The 16,856-nt window shown below is 69.4% G+C and carries 16 protein-coding genes and 1 tRNA gene; 6 read left to right on the forward strand and 11 right to left on the reverse strand.

The window, feature by feature from the left end; translation table 11 throughout:
• Positions 1-33: 33 nt before the first annotated feature.
• On the forward strand, positions 34-1,107 hold the full coding sequence (locus tag ABFX36_RS14050) for a D-alanine--D-alanine ligase family protein (RefSeq protein ID WP_346076842.1): 1,074 nt from the start codon (positions 34-36) through the stop codon (positions 1,105-1,107).
• 3 nt (positions 1,108-1,110) lie between these two features.
• On the opposite strand, the gene ABFX36_RS14055 is transcribed toward ABFX36_RS14050, so the two are convergent.
• From ABFX36_RS14055 to ABFX36_RS14075, 5 genes are all read right to left on the reverse strand, one after another.
• Positions 1,111-1,740 (reverse strand): PepSY domain-containing protein, encoded by a 630-nt coding sequence (locus ABFX36_RS14055; protein ID WP_346076844.1) that lies wholly within the window; start codon positions 1,738-1,740, stop codon positions 1,111-1,113.
• Between the two features lie 113 nt (positions 1,741-1,853).
• Positions 1,854-1,941: transfer RNA gene (locus ABFX36_RS14060), tRNA-Ser, on the reverse strand.
• A 67-nt stretch (positions 1,942-2,008) separates the two neighbouring features.
• Positions 2,009-2,338 (reverse strand): mannosyltransferase, encoded by a 330-nt coding sequence (locus ABFX36_RS14065; protein ID WP_346076846.1) that lies wholly within the window; start codon positions 2,336-2,338, stop codon positions 2,009-2,011.
• 103 nt (positions 2,339-2,441) lie between these two features.
• Positions 2,442-2,945: a nucleoside deaminase gene (locus tag ABFX36_RS14070; RefSeq protein ID WP_346076848.1), complete on the reverse strand. Its 504-nt coding sequence runs from the start codon at positions 2,943-2,945 to the stop codon at positions 2,442-2,444.
• Between the two features lie 8 nt (positions 2,946-2,953).
• Positions 2,954-3,475: a tRNA adenosine deaminase-associated protein gene (locus ABFX36_RS14075; RefSeq protein WP_006897451.1), complete on the reverse strand. Its 522-nt coding sequence runs from the start codon at positions 3,473-3,475 to the stop codon at positions 2,954-2,956.
• A gap of 69 nt (positions 3,476-3,544) precedes the next feature.
• On the opposite strand from ABFX36_RS14075, the gene ABFX36_RS14080 reads away from it, so the two are divergent.
• Positions 3,545-4,498 carry a prephenate dehydrogenase gene (locus ABFX36_RS14080; RefSeq protein ID WP_428832063.1) on the forward strand — a complete coding sequence of 318 codons (954 nt, stop codon included), beginning with the start codon at positions 3,545-3,547 and terminating at the stop codon, positions 4,496-4,498.
• A 10-nt stretch (positions 4,499-4,508) separates the two neighbouring features.
• On the opposite strand, the gene ABFX36_RS14085 is transcribed toward ABFX36_RS14080, so the two are convergent.
• The 6 genes from ABFX36_RS14085 to ABFX36_RS14110 all read right to left on the reverse strand — a co-directional run bounded on the left by ABFX36_RS14085 (position 4,509) and on the right by ABFX36_RS14110 (position 9,150).
• On the reverse strand, positions 4,509-5,105 hold the full coding sequence (locus tag ABFX36_RS14085) for a putative glycolipid-binding domain-containing protein (RefSeq protein WP_346076852.1): 597 nt from the start codon (positions 5,103-5,105) through the stop codon (positions 4,509-4,511).
• 15 nt (positions 5,106-5,120) lie between these two features.
• The gene (locus ABFX36_RS14090) at positions 5,121-5,813 is read right to left on the reverse strand and encodes a hypothetical protein (RefSeq protein WP_346076854.1); all 693 of its coding nucleotides are present in this window, start codon (positions 5,811-5,813) and stop codon (positions 5,121-5,123) included.
• A gap of 111 nt (positions 5,814-5,924) precedes the next feature.
• Complete coding sequence (catC, locus tag ABFX36_RS14095) at positions 5,925-6,206, reverse strand: muconolactone Delta-isomerase (protein WP_006897455.1); 282 nt, start codon at positions 6,204-6,206, stop codon at positions 5,925-5,927.
• 4 nt (positions 6,207-6,210) lie between these two features.
• Positions 6,211-7,068, reverse strand: coding sequence for a catechol 1,2-dioxygenase (gene catA, locus ABFX36_RS14100; protein ID WP_006897456.1), 858 nt, complete (start codon positions 7,066-7,068; stop codon positions 6,211-6,213).
• Between the two features lie 58 nt (positions 7,069-7,126).
• Positions 7,127-8,230, reverse strand: coding sequence for a mandelate racemase/muconate lactonizing enzyme family protein (locus ABFX36_RS14105; RefSeq protein ID WP_006897457.1), 1,104 nt, complete (start codon positions 8,228-8,230; stop codon positions 7,127-7,129).
• Positions 8,227-9,150 carry a LysR family transcriptional regulator gene (locus tag ABFX36_RS14110; RefSeq protein ID WP_062366168.1) on the reverse strand — a complete coding sequence of 308 codons (924 nt, stop codon included), beginning with the start codon at positions 9,148-9,150 and terminating at the stop codon, positions 8,227-8,229. The genes ABFX36_RS14105 and ABFX36_RS14110 overlap by 4 nt, the downstream gene beginning before the upstream one ends.
• Before the next feature lie 246 nt (positions 9,151-9,396).
• Between ABFX36_RS14110 and benA the strand changes: the two genes are divergently transcribed.
• The 4 genes from benA (at position 9,397) to ABFX36_RS14130 (ending at position 16,852) form a co-directional block, all read left to right on the forward strand.
• A complete protein-coding gene (benA, locus tag ABFX36_RS14115) occupies positions 9,397-10,815 on the forward strand; it encodes a benzoate 1,2-dioxygenase large subunit (RefSeq protein ID WP_346076858.1) in 1,419 nt (472 codons plus the stop codon).
• Between the two features lie 44 nt (positions 10,816-10,859).
• Positions 10,860-11,393, forward strand: a complete 534-nt coding sequence (gene benB, locus ABFX36_RS14120) for a benzoate 1,2-dioxygenase small subunit (protein WP_346076860.1) — start codon at positions 10,860-10,862, stop codon at positions 11,391-11,393.
• 9 nt (positions 11,394-11,402) lie between these two features.
• A complete protein-coding gene (gene benC / locus ABFX36_RS14125; protein WP_062366163.1) occupies positions 11,403-14,195 on the forward strand; it encodes a benzoate 1,2-dioxygenase electron transfer component BenC in 2,793 nt (930 codons plus the stop codon).
• An 83-nt stretch (positions 14,196-14,278) separates the two neighbouring features.
• The gene (locus ABFX36_RS14130; RefSeq protein ID WP_346076862.1) at positions 14,279-16,852 is read left to right on the forward strand and encodes a helix-turn-helix transcriptional regulator; all 2,574 of its coding nucleotides are present in this window, start codon (positions 14,279-14,281) and stop codon (positions 16,850-16,852) included.
• Positions 16,853-16,856 lie beyond the last annotated feature (4 nt).

Genomic DNA, 16,856 nt, shown 5'->3' on the forward strand with positions numbered 1-16,856 from the left:
CCACGGTACAAGCAAGCACGTATGGTTGCATCCATGAGCACCCCCCTCATCCGCCTGGTCGTCCTCTACGGCGGAGTGTCCGCCGAACACGACGTCTCCCGTGTGAGCGCCGCCCATGTACTGGCCGCCGCGGACCGCTCCAAGTACCGCCTGATCCCGGTCGGCATCGACAAGCGCGGCGGATGGCACCGCAACGACGCCGCGGCCGAAGCCCTGGCCGCAGGCGCGGAACTGCCGAACAGTCTCGACGTCGAAGGCCCCGAGGTGAATCCGCTTCAGGTGCTGGCCGGCCGTCCCGAAGACCTCACCGTGGTGTTCCCGCTGCTGCACGGGCCGCACGGCGAGGACGGCACCGTGCAGGGCATGCTCGAGCTGTTCAAGCTGCCGTACATCGGCTGCGGAGTGCTGGCATCGGCGGTCTGCATGGACAAGGCGATGGCGAAGGAGATCGCCGCTCGCGCGGGCATCCCGCAGTGCAAGTGGATCACCTTCCGCGACGGTGTGGACGACGCCCGCCAGGTGCTGGCCGACGCGACCGAGCAACTCGGTCTGCCGGTGTTCGTGAAGCCGGCGAACATGGGCTCGTCCGTCGGCGTCAGCCGCGCCGACTCGATCGAGGAACTCGACGCGGCGATCAACCACGCCCTCCGCTACGACGACGTGGTCGTCATCGAGGAGACGGTGACCGGCCGCGAGGTCGAGGTGGCCGTCCTCGGCAACGCCGCCCCCGACGCGTCCCTCCCCGGAGAGATCAAGCCCGGCAGTGACTTCTACGACTACGAGGACAAGTACGTCACCGGTGCCGCCGAGCTGATGATTCCCGCACCGCTGTCGGACGAGGCGATCGCGCAGGTGCGCGAGCTGGCCGCCGACGCCTTCGTGGCGTTGCGCTGCGCGGGCCTGGCGCGCGTCGACTTCTTCTACGAGGAGGACAGTCGCGGCTGGCTCCTCAACGAGGTCAACACGATTCCCGGTTTCACCCCCGGATCGATGTACCCCAAGATGTGGGAGGCCACCGGGATCACCTATCCCGACCTGATCGACCGCCTCGTGACGCTGGCGCTCGAAGTGCATCGCCGACGGAGCTCGTTCTCCACCGAGCACTGAGCGTCATCGGTCGGTGCCGATCACCTCACCGGTGGCTGCGTCGACGACCACTTCGGTGTCGTCGCCGGCTGTGCCGACGTTGATCTCGTACACCAGGCGGCCGTTCTCGCGATGGAGCTTCCACTCGGACACCGGTCCATCGACTCGCGCCTGCGCGGCCCTCATGGCGCGATCGGGTTCGACGGTGACTTCACCCGCCTCGAACCGCTCCGCGCCGGCGTGGGCTGCGTCGTCGCTGTGGAGATCGTCGGTCGTCTTCGCGACCACGCCGCCGTTCGCGGCGTCGATCGTGATGTCGGATTCCTGTGTGGCGGAGGCCAGCTCGATCTCGTACACGGTCCGGCCGTGCTCGGTCTCGAGCTTGACCGCGGTGGGCGACCCGGTGAACTGCGCTCCGGCGGTCCGCAGTGCGTCGCGCCAGGAGACGGCGGGCGCAGTCGCGGCGAGATCGACACCGCTTCGCGACGGCGCGGCCGACGACGCCGCCGGCGACTGCGACCCGGCGGTCTGGGTGATCGTCTCGGTCTTCGTCTCCGGCGTCGCGTCGTCGGTTCCGCACCCGGCGAGCAGACCTGCGCCCGCGGCCAGTACCGCGGCTGCCGAGAGTCTGATGTTCAGCGCATGTGTGTTCAAGGCGTGTCCTCCCAGAAGAGAAGTCTCGTCACGTGACTCACACCGTACGGACATTCTCCGGGCCGGACATTGGAAAAGGCCCCTGACCTGCTCTGCAGATCAGGGGCCCTCGGCGGTGGCGGAGGGATTTGAACCCCCGGTGCGGGGTTACCGCACACGACATTTCGAGTGTCGCACCTTCGGCCGCTCGGACACGCCACCGCGAAGAACTGTACCGCAGCCCGTCACCAGCACGAAATCGGCAGGTCAGACCCAGTTTCTCGACGATTCAGTGTCCGGAGCGCTTGTTGACGAGATCGTCGAACTTCTCCTTGGCCGTCTCGACCGCGCCGGTGACCTGCTCGCTGTTCGCGATCTCGGCCAGCTTTCCCTTCGCCGTCTCCACCGCGCTCACGACGTGCTCGTTGCTCGCGATCTCGGACAGCTTGTCCTTGGCCGTCTCCACGGCGCCGGCGACGTGCTCGTTGGCGGCCAACTCGGTCAACGCGGACTTCGCGTTCTCCACGGCACCGGTGACCTGCTCGCTGCTGGCGAATTCGTCGACCTTGCGCACCACCGTGTCGACGACCTCGGTGATCTTGTCGATGGGATCGGACATCTCATTCCCCTTCTCGCGATGTCTGCGCGGGCTGCGCCCACCTCCTCAATCTGCCACAGGCGCACGCGCGCGGCGAGAGCCCGGAAGCGAATTCAGGGATAGTTCAGGGCTGACCCCGACGGCCGGCGAAGAAGTCGCGGACCAGCGCGGCGCACTCGTCCTCACGGACCCCGCCGAGCACCTCCGGGCGATGCAGCTGCCGCTCATCGCGCAGCACGTCCCAGAGTGACCCGACGGCGCCGGTCTTCGGCTCCCAGGCACCGAAGATCAGCCGCGAGACGCGCGACAGTCCGATCGCGCCGGCGCACATCGTGCACGGCTCCACGGTGACGACCAGGGTGCAGCCCGACAGCCGCCATCCGTCGCCGTGGCGGGCGGTGGCCGCCCGCAGCGCCAGGATCTCGGCATGAGCGGACGGATCGCCATCGGCTTCGCGGCGGTTGGCGGCACGGGCCAGCTCGCTCCCGTCCGGCCCGAAGACGACTGCCCCGATCGGGACATCGCGGGAGTCCGCATCCCGTGCCGCTTCGAGTGCGACGGACATCAGGGCCGCCGCGTCCCGGTCCACCGCTCCCCGATCCGGTCGCGGGCTGGGGTCCACCGGCATGGACCCGGTCAGCGACCGAGCTTGTCGAGTTCCGCGGCAAGCTCGTCGGCGAAGCCGAGGCGCGCGGCGATCATGCCGATCTGCTCGTCGGCGTACAGATCGGTGTCACCGACGATGATGCTGAGCACGGCGTCCGGCAGACCGAGGTCGGCCAGGATCGAGAGGTCGCCCTCCTCCCACGGATCCACGTCGTCGAGCTCGTCGGGATCGATGTCGGGGATGTCGACGTGCAGCGCGTCGAGGGCGTCGGCGGCGATGTCGTACTCCACCGCCGCGGTGGCGTCCGAGAGGAGCACGTGGGCTCCGGCGGGAGCCGGCCGGACGATGAGGAAGAACTCGTCGTCCACGTCCAGGAGGCCGAACACGGCTCCGGTGGCCCGCAGTTCCCGCAGCTGCAGTTCGGCGTCGTCGAGACTGTCGAGAGCGGACGGCTTCAGCGTCGTGAGCTTCCACCCCGACTCCTCGCGGACGACCGCGACAGCGAATCCTTCGACCTCGTCGTATTCGCTCTGCGCACCGGGCTTCGCCATGACCGCCACCGTAGTCGGTTTTCGGGACTCTCCCAAGTCGAACCGACCCCGATGTGCCACGCTGGAACCGTGTCTGCTGCACCGTCTCGCCCCGTCTGCATCCTCGGTCTCGGCCTCATCGGCGGGTCCCTGCTCCGCCGCCTCTCCGACACGGGCGGTCCCGCGTTCGGCTACAACCGCTCGGCGGGCACCGTCGAGGCCGCGGCGGCCGACGGCTACGACGCCTCCACGGACCTGTCCGCGGTCCTCGAGCGCGCCCGGAACGACGACGCGATCGTCGTTCTGGCGACTCCCTTCACCGCACTCGAACCGATGATCACCGCGGTCCGGGAGCTGGCGCCGGACTGTCTTCTCACCGATGTGGTGAGCGTGAAGGAGCAGGTCTCCGACCTCGTCGGACGGCTCCATCCGCGGGCCCGGTACGTCGGCGGGCATCCGATGACAGGCACCACCGAGTCGGGTTGGCCGGCCACCGATCCGGGGCTCTTCGAGGGCGCGATGTGGATGGTCGCGACGCACGACGACACCGTCGCCGACGACTGGCTCGACGTCGCGGGGATCGCCCTGGCCGCAGGCTCGTACGTGGTACCCGCCGCGGACGACGCGCACGACCGCGCGGCGGCGGCGATCTCCCACAACCCGCATCTGACCGCCGCGGTGACCGCCACGGTCGGCGCGGGTGAGAGCGACCTCGCGCTCCGGCTGGCCGCAGGCAGCTTCCGGGACGGCACTCGGGTGGCGGGTACCGCCCCCGACCTGCAGCGGGCCATGCTCGAAGCCAACTCGGTGGCCCTGCTCAACACGCTGAGCGAGACGATCGACCGGTTGATCACCGCGCGGGACGCGCTGCGCGAGCACGGCGACGTCGCGGTGATCGTCGACGACGGTCACCGCGCGCGGCGCAAGTACGAGCGGATCGCCGGATCGCCGCCGGAGCCGATCACCGGCGTCCGGATCGGCGATGCCCGGTGGCAGGAGGAACTGCGCAGGCAGGCCCACCTGGCCCGGGTGTGGATGGGCTGAGCGGCCCGGATCAGATCAGCGTCGCGATACCCGCGTAGTCGCGCACGATGCCTGCGTCGTCGACCGTCAGATCGCGACGTCCCTTGGGACCGATCACCGTGACGCGGCCTTCCGGGCCGCCGACGTACCTCTTCTGCACCGAGTCGATCTCACAGTCGGGCAGCCGGAGCCTGACGACCGGGACGTCGTCGCGGCGGACGCCGTCGGCGATCCCGAAACGCCGGATCGGCAGTCCCTTGAAGAAGGGCGAGAGCTCCAAGTCGATCATCTCGGCCCCGTCGAAGTCGCTGCGCACGGTGCTGGTCGGCGACTGGACCATCCAACGACCGTCCATGTCACGGCTGATGTCGAGCGAGCTCTCGCCGCCGGCGCGCAGCAGGCGCACCGACAGCCGCCGCGTCACCCCGCTGTCGTTGGTGACGAGTTCGTACGATGCGGAGTAGGCCTCGGTGGTGTCGGTGGCGGCGGCCACGATGCGGCCGTACGCGCGGACCCGGGCACCGCTCAGATTCAGCCGCACTTGCTCGAACCGATCGCCGTCGGCGCTACGCCAGGTCAGCATCGCTTTCACGCCGGCATCGGCGGACGACGCGTCGAAGGAAGTCATTCTCTAACGGTAGCGTCATCCCTCGTATCGACAGGTGAGCATGCCCGAAGACTGCGCGTCCTGCGTCGTCTGACGGTCGACCACCTTGCCGTCGACCGTGATGCTGCACGATGCCGGATCGGTGTCCGAGAGGATCACGCTGACCCGCAGCAGCGCGTTCTGGCTGCCGCGCACGGTGTGCCGCCACGTGCCGCCGGCGTTGCGTTCGATCTTCACCGACGTGTCGTCGACGTACAGGATGGTCGCGCGCCCGGAGTCGACCTGGTACTCCACCGTCGCGGCGCCGGAGTGGACCGGCGGCTGCGCGCTGTCGGGATCGCGCGGCACCGACTGTTCGGGTTGGTCGGGCAGGCCCCGCAGATAGGGATCGTCGGTCGACTGCGCGGCGGGCGGATCGGCTCGCCGCACCGGGCCGTCGTCGCCGGTCGGAAACATCCGGAAGGCGAGCGCCAGGCACAGCACCCCGACGGCGACGACGGCGACGCCGACGGCGAGACCGCGACGTCGATCCGGAGGTGGCTGCGGCGCGGGCGCGGGTGGGGTGGGATCGGGCGGCGCGGCCGCGGGCTGCGGCCCGGCGAGAGCGCGTTCCCGGTCGTCGTAGGTGAACAACGGAGCGCCGTGCTCGCTGTAGCCGAGCGGTGGGTACGACTGCCCGGGAGCCAGCGGCGGCCGGTATCCCGGCGCCGGCTGCGATGACCGGTCCACGGCGGCTCCTCCCGACGACGTCCTCCCTTCGATGGTGCCAGAGGCGACGGCCCGGGCACGCCGACGGCCCGGATCCCCGATCGAGAATCCGGGCAGTCGCGGCCGGATCGGTCAGGCCTTGACGTCGGACGGATGCGTCGCCAGCGGAGTCACCGTGATGTCCATGTACGGGAACAGCGGCAGCCCCGACAGGATCTCGTGCAACTCGTCGTTCGACTCGACGTCGAAGATCGAGTAATTGGAGTACTCGCCGACGATGCGCCAGATCTGCGGCCACTTGCCCGACCGCTGAAGCTCCTGCGAGTACGCCTTCTCCCGCGCGACGGTCTCCTCACGGACCGTCAGGTCCATGTCGTGCGGAATCCGCACATCCATCCGGACGTGGAACAGCATCGGCTCAGCCCTCCACCGGATCGAGCACGAAGCCGTAATCGATCGTGTAGCCGCCGTGACCGTCCGGCTTCGGGTCGAGAATCAGTTCCGGCTTCACGGCGTCGGCGATGTCGTCGCCGTTGTGCGGATCGCCCGGGAAGTACAGCTGGGCGGTCAGCAGTTCGTGCCCCGGAGCCGAGACCTTGACGTGCAGGTGAGCCGGGCGCCACGCGTGCCAGCCGGCGGCGGCGATCAGCTTGCCGCACGAGCCGTCCGTCGGGATCTGGTAGGGGGCGGGACGGATCGTGGTGATCTTGAACTTGCCGTCGGGGCCGGTCGAGAAGGTGCCGCGCAGATTCCACTCCGGGATGCCCGGGGCGAACTGCGAGTAGTAGCCGTCGGCGTCGGCGTGCCACAGCTCCACCTTGCCCTGCAGCGGGGTGCCGTCGGTGGAGGTGATCTGCGCCTCCCAGACCAGCGGATCGCCCGCCTCGCCGTCGCGCATCGGGATGGTGCCCTCGGCGCCCTGCTCGGGCGCATCCGGGACGTAGTACGGCCCTTCGATCGAGCCCTTGTTGCCGTGGCGGTGCGCGGTGTTGACGTCCTCGACGACGTGCTCCACCCACACGTCCAGGAACAGCGGCCACTCGCCGTCGAGGCCCACCTGGATCATCCACGCCTTGAGGGCGTTGTACTCGTCGTAGGTGACCTGGTTGTCGCGGATCGTCTGGTGGACCCCGGCCAGCACCTGGCGGGCGAGCTTGTCGACGCGCTCGGGGCTGACGTTCTTGACGGCGTCGTACGGCGACTTGTCCTGCTGGAAGCGCTCGGTGGCGGATGCGCCTGACGCCGCGGCGGACGGGCTGTGCTCGGTGGTGGTCATGACTGTCTCCTTTGATCTTCAGTTCGTCGTCTCGCCCATGGGCTGTGCGAGGAGTCGTTCACTTGTCGGTGCGGTAGCGGTCGAGTTTGTCGGGGTCGATGTCGATTCCGAGTCCGGCGCGGGATGAGGTCTGCAGGCAGCCGTCACGGATCTGGAGCGGTTCGGCGAGCAGGTCGTCGCTCATGTCGAGGAAGTTCGACAGTTCGCCCGCATAGCGCGAGGTCGCTTCGAACGCCGCACCGAAGGCCAGCGCGCAGGCCGTGCCTATCTGGCCGTCGATCTGATTGCCCATCACCATCTCCAGGCCGAGGCCCTCCGCCAGGTGATGCACACGCCGCGACTGCGTGAATCCGGTGCGGGCGGTCTTGATGTTGATCGCCGTGGCCGATCCCGCGAGGATCTCGCGAGTCACGTCGGCCGGCGTGGGCACCGATTCGTCCGCGATGAACGGGATGTCGAGCTTGCCGACCAGCCAGCGACGCCCGAGGACGTCGTCGGCGGGGCAGAGTTCCTCGGCGAACAGCAGGTCGAGGTCGGCCATCTCCTTCATGGCGCGGGCCGATTCGGCGGCGGTCCAGCCGCGATTGCCGTCGATGTACAGCTCGACGCTGTCGCCGAAGTGTTCGCGCAGCGCCCGGACGACGGCGATGTCGAGCTCGGCCGGGCGCCGCCCGACCTTCACCTTGAACGTCGAGATACCGTGCCGCTCGCGCACCTTCTGAGCTTCGGCGACCATCTTCGCCGGGTCGTCGAAGCCGAGCATGTGGCTCACCCGCATACGGTCGGTGTATCCGCCGAGGAGTTCGGAGACCGGCTGGCCGAGGGTCTTGCCCAAGGCGTCCCACAGGGCCATGTCGATCGCCGACTTGGCGGTGGGATTGCCGACGGTCCGTGCCAGCCTCGCCCCCACCTGTTCGCGTTCGAGCAGGGTGAGGCCGTGCAGTTGTTCGGCGAAGACGTCCTCGATGACGGCGACGATGCCGCGCTGGGTCTCGCCGTAGGTGTAGGGCCGCGGCGGCGCCTCGGCGACGCCGATCACCCCGTCGTCGGTGTGCACGCGGACCAGGACGTGCTCGGCCGCGTGCACCTCGCCCGAGGCGAAGTGAAGGGGTTTGAGGTAGGGAATCGAGAAGGGAATCGATTCCACCCGGGTGATCTTCAACGTGTCTCTCCCATCGAGGAGTCCAGGGCCCGCGCGGACGCGGACGCGAATGCAGCGGCGGCGACGGCGGCCACGGCGTCGACCACCGGGTTGTCGTCGCCCGCGCGCCGGGCGAGAGCCACCGGCATGGTTCCGGTGTCGGGCAGGTCGCGCACCACGACGTTCTCCAGCGGCAGTGCGCGGACGGAGGCGGGCAGCAGGGCCACGCCGAGTCCGGCGGCGACCAGCGCCAGGAGCACCGGGGTGCCGGAGGCGTCGTGGGCGCGGTGCGGGACGAAGCCCGCTGTGCGGCAGGTGCGGACGGCGGCCTCGTTGACCGCCGAGTCGCGACTGTCGTACATGACGAACGATTCGCTGCGCAGATCGTCCACCGAGACCACCGGTTCCACCGCGAGACGGTGGTCGGAGGCGACCGCCAGGACGAGTGGCTCCACGTCGATCGTCCGGACCTCGATCCCCTCTCCGACCACCGGCGGCCGGAGTACGCCGAGGTCGATGGCGCCGTCGCGGAGCCGATCGCACTGGTCGGGGGTCAGCAGATCGGAGACGATCCGCAACTCCACGTGCGGCAGTTCGCTGCGGACGGCCCGGGCGATGCGCGGCAGATGCGAGAACACGGCGATGCCGGTGAGTCCCAGGCGGACCACACCGCTGCGGCCGGCCGCGACGCGCTGCACGCCGTCGACGGCCGCGTCGATGCCCACCAGAATCCGGTCCACCTCGCCCTTGAGGAACTCACCCGCCGCGGTCAGCGTCACCTGACGGGTGGTGCGGGCGAACAGCGAGACCCCCAGCTCGGCCTCCAGTTGGCGGATCGCGTACGACAACGCCGGCTGCGCGATGTGCAACCGGTCCGCCGCCCGCCCGAAATGACAGGTGTCGGCGACGGCGGCGAAATATCGCAGATGCCGTAGCTCCATGTCGCGCTCCTGTCGGTGTGTCGATTCACCGGCCGGGACGCATCGTCATAGTCGCCCCGCTGTGTGATCCGGATCATCCGTACGACCACGGTAAGCACAAGATCCATACGACACCAGGACTCATTTTCGCCTTATTGATCTGTCCTGTTTATGAATCTACGCCTGGGTCAACACTGGGGTTTCTACTGGTGTGAGTGCCATCACGAGATGGGACCGTCGAGGGACAACGCACACAGGAGGTTCTCAATGACTGCGACCAGTTCTCGCCCCAGCGCGTCGATTCCCGGTACGGCGATCACCGCGGACACCCGCGAGCACGTCCGCGAAGTACTCCGGGACGCCGTCATCGACGACCGCGAGGCCGGGGTGTTCCGCGCCAACCGCCGGATCTTCACCGACGAGGACATCTTCGAACTGGAGATGCGGCACATCTTCGAGGGGAACTGGATCTACCTCGCGCACGAGAGCCAGGTCGCGAACCCGGGCGACTACTTCACCACCTACATCGGCCGCCAGCCGGTGGTCATCACCCGCGGCCGCGACGGCGAACTCAACTGCCTGATCAACGCCTGCGCGCACCGCGGAGCGATGATCTGCCGCCGCAAGACCGACAACCGGATGACGCTCACCTGCCCGTTCCACGGCTGGACCTTCCGCAACGACGGCACCCTGCTCAAGGTGAAGGACCCCGACGGCGCCGGATACCCGTCCACCTTCGACTGCGAGGGATCGCACAACCTCACCAAGGTCGCGCGGTTCGACAGCTATCGCGGGTTCCTCTTCGGCAGCCTCAACGCCGACGTCCTCCCCCTCGAGGAACACCTGGGCGAGACCCGCCGGGTGATCGACATGCTCGTCGACCAGTCGCCGGACGGCCTGGAGGTGCTGCGCGGCGCGTCGACCTACACCTACGACGGCAACTGGAAGGTCCAGGCGGAGAACGGCGCCGACGGCTACCACGTGACCGCGACGCACTGGAACTACGCCGCCACCACCTCCCGGCGCACCACCGGGGAGTCGAAGAACGACGCGAAGGTGCTCGACGCCGGCGGATGGGGCAAGTCCGGCGGCGGCTACTGGTCGTACCCGCACGGTCACCTGTGCCTGTGGACCTGGGCGGCCAACCCGCAGGACCGGCCGCTGTGGGACCGGATGGACGAACTCAAGGCCCAGTTCGGCGAGGCCAAGGGCGAGTTCATGGTGAAGGGCTCACGCAATCTGTGCCTGTATCCGAATGTCTACCTGATGGACCAGTTCTCCACCCAGATCCGGCACTTCCGCCCGATCGCACCGGACAAGACCGAGGTCACGATCTACTGCATCGCGCCGAAGGGTGAGAGCGACGCCGCCCGTGCCCACCGCATCCGCCAGTACGAGGACTTCTTCAACGCGTCGGGAATGGCGACGCCGGACGACCTCGAGGAGTTCCGGTCGTGCCAGCTGACCTTCCGCGCGACCGCCGCGCCCTGGAACGACATGAGCCGCGGCGCCGAACACTGGCTCACCGGTCCGGACGAGGTCGCCACCGCGCTCGACATGCCGAACGTGATCTCCGCCGGCCTGAAGAACGAGGACGAGGGTCTCTACCCCGTGCAGCACGGCTACTGGCTCAAGACCATGCGCCGCGCCGTCGATGCCGAGGACGTCGAGACCGCCGTCGGCTGAGCGCGATCGGACCACCACTTCGTACCCGAGATCGGACAGGACTCATGACTACCGCCCAGACCACTCCGGCCGACACCGACGGCCGCAAGCTCATCACCCAGAACGCCATCGAACAGTTCCTCTACCGCGAGGCACGGTACCTCGACGACCGCGAGTTCGAGAAGTGGCTCGACTGCTACGCCGACGACGTCGTCTACTGGATGCCGTCGTGGGCCGACGACGATCGCCTCACCGAAGACCCCCGACGGGAGATCTCGCTGATCTACTACGGCAACAAGGGCGGGCTCGAGGACCGGGTGTTCCGGATCCGTACCGAACGGTCGTCGGCGACGTCGCTTCCCGAGCCGCGCACCAGCCACAACATCACCAACGTGGAGGTGATCGAACGGCGCGACGACATGGTTGACGTCCGGTTCAACTGGCACACCATGTACTTCCGCTATCACACCGTCGACCCGTACTACGGCACGTCGTTCTACACGATCGACTTCTCCGGCGAGGCACCGCTGATCCGCCGCAAGACCGTGGTCCTCAAGAACGACTACATCCACCACGTGGTGGACGTCTACCACTTCTAGGGACTCACCATGACTGTCACTTCCGGCCCCGCATCCGGACGCACCGCGGCACCCGCCGAGGCGCCGACGCACCGCGTCGCACTCGCCTTCGAGGACGGGGTCACCAAGTTCATCGACTGCCGCGAGGACCAGACGGTGGCAGACGCGTCGTACCGGCAGCGGATCAACATCCCGCTCGACTGCCGCGACGGCGCCTGCGGCACCTGCAAGGCCATGTGCGAATCGGGCGACTACGACGGCGGCACGTACATCGACGACGCCCTGTCGCCCGCGGAGTCGGCCGACGGCTACGCCCTGCCGTGCTGCATGAAGCCGCGGTCGGACCTGGTGCTGCAGATCGCGGCCACGTCGGACGTCGCCAAGACCCAGGCCGCCGAGTTCAGCGCCACCGTGGTCGGGCTCGAGCGCCTCTCGCCCACCACGATGCGCCTGTCCGTCGAGATCCCGAACCGCTCCGAGCTGGCGTTCCTGCCCGGTCAGTACGTCAACATCGACGTTCCGGGCACGGACGACGGCAGCGGGAGTCCGGTGCGCCGCTCGTATTCCTTCGCCAACGGACCGCACGAGGACACTCTCGTCTTCCTGGTGAAGCTGACTCCCGGCGGCGCGATGTCGACCTATCTCACCGACCGGGCGTCGACCGGCGATCTGCTGACGCTGCGCGGGCCGCACGGATCGTTCTTCCTGCGCGAATCGATGCGGCCGGCACTGCTGCTCGCCGGCGGCACGGGCCTCGCGCCGATCCTCGCGATCCTGCGGAAGCTGCGCCACGACGGCAGCGCGCGCCGCATCCATCTCATCTACGGCGTCTCCACCGACGACGACCTCGTGGAGACCGAGACGCTCGACCGGATGCAGTCGGAGGTCGCCGGATTCACCTGGGACCACTGCGTCTCCGATCCCGGCAGCAGCGCCGCGAACAAGGGCTACGTCACCTCGCTGATCGCTCCCCGTCACCTCTACGGCGGCGACGTCGCGACCTACCTGTGCGGGCCGCCGCCGATGGTCGAATCGGTGCGCAGACACTTCGTCGAGGCGGGGATCGAACTGACCGGGTTCTACTACGAGAAGTTCGCCCTCGCTGCGGGCCCGTCGCCCGCCGAGCCGGTGACCGACGCAGTCGCGGCATCGGCGTCGGCGAACGCCGAGGCGCCCGTCGACGTGCCGATCGCGCCCGCCCTCGACGCCCGCGCCGTCGCGGGGCAGCCGGTGCTTCCGGCGATCAGCCTGCCCGGTCTCGAACCGCGGTCCGCGCCGGGCGCGGACGAGTCCCGGGCCCGCATCGCCGGGCAGCGGATCTGGCCGGAGCCGACCGCCGCCGAACCGTCTGCTCTGCTCGACGCCGACACCGGAGTCCTGGAACCCGGTGCGGCCAGGTCGATCGCCGGGCAGGAGGTGTTCCCCGGCTCGGCTGCCGCCCCCGTGGCGGACGTCGACGCGGCCGCCGAATCGGTGGCAACCCAGCCCGGGACCACGGCGGACGAGCCCGCGAGCATTGCACCCGCAGAGGTCCCGACGGTCGGTTCCGAGGGTTATGAGATCGGCGAAGAGCATCCCGAGATCCACGAATCCGATGCGCTCTTCGAAGCCCGAGCCGCGCTGGAACTCGGTGCTCTCGAGTTGATGATCGGCCGGATGACCTCGCAGCAACTCGCCGGGTATCGCCTCCTCGCGGAGGCCACCGTCCCGTACGTGGACGGCGATCGCTTCGTCGACTCAGCCGAGTACACGGCCACCAACGCCGCTTTCCACGACTACCTGTTCCACGTCACCGGCAACACCCACCTGCTGGAGGCGTACACCGCGCTCGGGGTCAAGGGCCGGATGAGCGAAGTACTGCGGACCGCCACCTGGTGCCATCCCCTGTGCACCCAGGACCATCTCGACATCGTCGCCGCGTTCGAAGCCGGAGACCGCGACACCGCCCGCGCCCTCATCAGCGCACACGGCGAACGATCCAAGCAGACGATGCGGCGAGCGATGGCCGACGAACTCGCCGCTCGCAAGCCACGGTTCGTGACTCCGGGACGGTTCGCCGGGAAGGTCGTCGTCGTGACGGGCGCCGGGCAGGGCATCGGCGAGGCCACGGCCCGCCGGATCAGCGCCGAGGGCGGACGCGTGGTGGTGGCCGACCGGTCCGAGTACGCGCGCACGGTCGCGTCTGATCTGTCGGCGAGCGGACCCGGCGCGATCGCGGTGAACGCCGATCTGGAGTCGTATGCCGGCGCCGCGGAGGTGATCGATCGCGCGCTGGCCGCCTACGGGCGGGTGGACGTGCTGGTCAACAACGTGGGCGGCGCCATCAACTTCAAACCCTTCACCGAGTTCACCGACGAGGAGATCCGCGCCGAGGTGGACCGTTCGTTGATGACCACGCTCTACGCTTGCCGCGCGGTGCTGCCCACGATGGTGGAGCGAGGCGGCGGCGTCATCGTCAACGTCTCCTCGGCGGCCACCCGGGGCATCCATCGGATTCCGTACTCCGCGGCCAAGGGCGGGGTCAACGCGATCACCGCCTCCCTGGCGATGGAGTACGCACCGGCCGGTGTGCGAGTGGTGGCCACTGCCCCCGGCGGAACCGACGCCCCGCCGCGCCGTGTTTCACGGGGAACACCGGTGCCGGCCGACGACACGCAGCGCGAATGGTTCCAGGCACACATCGACCAGACGCTCGACGCCTCCCTGATGAACAGGTACGGAACCCTCGACGAACAGGCCGCGGCGATCTGCTTCCTGGCCTCCGACGAGGCCTCGTACATCACCGGTTCGGTGCTTCCGGTCGCCGGCGGCGACCAGGGGTGAGCCCCATGCGTGCCCGTCGTTCGCGGCAGTCGACCGCGAGCGACGCCACGCGTCCGCCCCCGACAGGAATAACCTCGACAACCATGATCATCGAGGCCGCCTGCGTCGGCCGGGAGAACGAACTGTCGGAGCTGACCGGCCGCGTCGCCGACGCCGCCGGTCCCGGCTTCGTGCTGATCACAGCCCCGCACGGTGCCGGGAAGTCGACGTTGCTGCGGCGCCTGTCGGAGATCCTGCGGGGTCGCCGGGTCCGGGTCGCCGCCGCACCCGAGCTCGGCGATCCGGCCGAGCTCTTCGGTGACGACCCCGCAGCGCTGCTGATCGACGACGCCGATCATGCGGACGACGCGGCTCTGCGCCGGCTCGGGCGGCTCGCCGCCGCGCGTCCGCAGGCCCACGTCACGGTGATCCTGGCCGCGGAGCGGTCCACGCCCGCCATCGCCGACCTGCTGCCGGACACCTTGCGACTTCCAGGTCTGGACCGCAGCGCCGTGGCGGAGATCGCCGCGGCCCGCGGGCGGTCGGTGCACCCGTCTCTTCTCGACGAACTGACCAGGCACACGATGGGCCGACCGCGCGAGATCGTCGAACTGCTCGACGAGTTGCCCGACCGTCTGTGGTCGCGGGCCGACGCAGCCCTGCCCGCACCGGCCCGTGAGGTGGAACGGGTCCAGACCGCCCTGGCGGCGTGCCGACCGGAGACGCGGCGGCTCATCGAGGCGATCGCGATTCTGAACGATCCGGACTCACTCGGCACGGCCGTGGAACTCTCGGCGGTCGGCGACGTGCTGTCCGCCGTCGACGAGGCGGTCGGAACCGGGCTCGTGGAGCCGGCCGCCGCCGTCGGTCCGGCCGCCTCGGCCCTGGCCGTGCCGACTCCGGTCACCCGTGCCGCGGTACTCGAAGTGCTGGGGCCCAAGCGGACTGGGTTGCTGCACCGCCGAGCCTCGGAGCTGGTGGCGGATCCGGCACGCAGACTGCACCATCGCGTCGCCGCCGCACCGGTGCCGGACGCCGAACTCGCGGACGAGGTCGCCGCACTGGCGGCCGATCGGGGCGGCGCGGGCGAATGGGCGGAGGCCGCCAAGCTCTACCGTGAGGCCGGGCGGCTGACCGACGAGCCGCTCCGGCATGCCGAACGAGTGACGCTCTCGGTGGACGCGCTCTTGGCCGACGGTGACTGCCTCACCGCCGGTTCCATGGTGCCGACGGTGGAGAGCCTTCGCGAGACTCCGCTGCGCAATGCGACACTCGCTTATCTGGCGATCCTGCGCGGACGATCGGCCGAGGCCCGGATCCGGCTCGACAGAGCGTGGGGCATCGTCAGCGTGGAGCGCGAACCCGCGATCGCGGCCCTCATCGCGCAGCGTTACGTACTGCACTGCCTGGTCCGCTGTCAGGGCGAGCGCCTCGTCGGCTGGGCGGACCGCGCGATCGACATGGCCGGAACCGCCTCGCCCGCCGGTGTGGAGGCCGCCGCGATCCGCGGGCTCGGCCTGGCATGGTCCGGCCGCACGGCCGACGCCGTCGCGTCGTACGACGCGCTGGGCCGCGACGTCCGGTTCGGAGCGCAGACGCAGCGGGTCGCCATCGGCCACGGCTGGCTGCAGCTGGGGCTGGACGAGGTGGACTCCGCGCGCACCAGTCTCGAGACGGCGGTGTCGATGGCGAATCTGGGCGGCTCCAAACGCATCACGCTGTGGGCACTGGGCTGGCTGGCCCGTCTGCGGTTCGTGACCGGCGACTGGGACGGGGCACTGCTCACCGTCGCGCAGTCGCGCGAGCTCGCGACCACCAGCGGCATCACCCTCGCCACCCCGCTCGCCGACTGGACCGCGGCTCAGGTCCACTGCCTCCGAGGCGACCGGGAGGCCGCGGACGCCGCGGTCGCGCATTCGGCCCGACTGGCGGGCGACTACGAGATCATGCAGATTCCGCTGCTGCTGGCACAGGCGCAGATCGCCGAGGCGGCCGCCGATTACAACAAGGTCACCCGGGTTCTCTCCCCGCTGAGGCTCCTCGCCGAGGACACTCCGGCTCTCACCGAACCGGGCTGGTGGCCGTGGGTGGACGTGCTGGCCAACGCGCTGGTACTCGACGGCCGGCTCGAGGCCGCCGACAGTCTGCTCCGCCCGCACGAGGAACTGGCCGACCTGCGCGGGCATCGTTCGGCCGGTGCCCGGCTCCGCTACGCCCGCGGCCGCTATCTCGGTGCCATCGGCGACATCGCCTCCGCGCGAAGGAAGTTCGAGGAGGCCCTCGAGCTTCTCGACGGTCTGCCCCTGCGGCACGACCAAGCGCGCGTCAACTTCGCCTACGGGCAGACTCTCCGCCGGGCGGGCAAGCGGCGCGCCGCCGATGCGGTGATGGGCAACGCCCGCGACATCTACCGGTCGCTCGGAGCCACGGCGTACGTCGACCGCTGCGACCGCGAGTTGAAGGCCGGCGGCCTGCACGCGGTTCGCGGCGACCGCAGTTCTGCGGAGCTGACACCGCAGGAGGAGTCGGTGACCGCGCTGGTGGCCTCCGGGATGAGCAACCGGGAGGTGGCCGCCGAGCTCTACATCTCACCGAAGACGGTGCAGTACCACCTGACCCGCATCTACGCGAAACTCGGCGTCCGGTCGCGTTCGGAGCTGGCCGCGCTGCGCCGGTGATCTC

The sequence above is a fragment of the Gordonia cholesterolivorans genome (assembly GCF_039531975.1).
Taxonomy (GTDB): domain Bacteria; phylum Actinomycetota; class Actinomycetes; order Mycobacteriales; family Mycobacteriaceae; genus Gordonia; species Gordonia sihwensis.

Coding starts and splice junctions, on each gene's coding strand:
- ABFX36_RS14050 (WP_346076842.1), top strand. CDS start 34: ATGAGCACCCCCCTCATCCGCCTGGTCGTCCTCTACGGCGGAGTGTCC.
- ABFX36_RS14065 (WP_346076846.1), bottom strand. CDS start 2,338: ATGTCCGATCCCATCGACAAGATCACCGAGGTCGTCGACACGGTGGTG.
- ABFX36_RS14070 (WP_346076848.1), bottom strand. CDS start 2,945: ATGCCGGTGGACCCCAGCCCGCGACCGGATCGGGGAGCGGTGGACCGG.
- ABFX36_RS14075 (WP_006897451.1), bottom strand. CDS start 3,475: ATGGCGAAGCCCGGTGCGCAGAGCGAATACGACGAGGTCGAAGGATTC.
- ABFX36_RS14085 (WP_346076852.1), bottom strand. CDS start 5,105: ATGACTTCCTTCGACGCGTCGTCCGCCGATGCCGGCGTGAAAGCGATG.
- catC (WP_006897455.1), bottom strand. CDS start 6,206: ATGCTGTTCCACGTCCGGATGGATGTGCGGATTCCGCACGACATGGAC.
- catA (WP_006897456.1), bottom strand. CDS start 7,068: ATGACCACCACCGAGCACAGCCCGTCCGCCGCGGCGTCAGGCGCATCC.
- ABFX36_RS14110 (WP_062366168.1), bottom strand. CDS start 9,150: ATGGAGCTACGGCATCTGCGATATTTCGCCGCCGTCGCCGACACCTGT.
- benA (WP_346076858.1), top strand. CDS start 9,397: ATGACTGCGACCAGTTCTCGCCCCAGCGCGTCGATTCCCGGTACGGCG.
- benB (WP_346076860.1), top strand. CDS start 10,860: ATGACTACCGCCCAGACCACTCCGGCCGACACCGACGGCCGCAAGCTC.
- benC (WP_062366163.1), top strand. CDS start 11,403: ATGACTGTCACTTCCGGCCCCGCATCCGGACGCACCGCGGCACCCGCC.
- ABFX36_RS14130 (WP_346076862.1), top strand. CDS start 14,279: ATGATCATCGAGGCCGCCTGCGTCGGCCGGGAGAACGAACTGTCGGAG.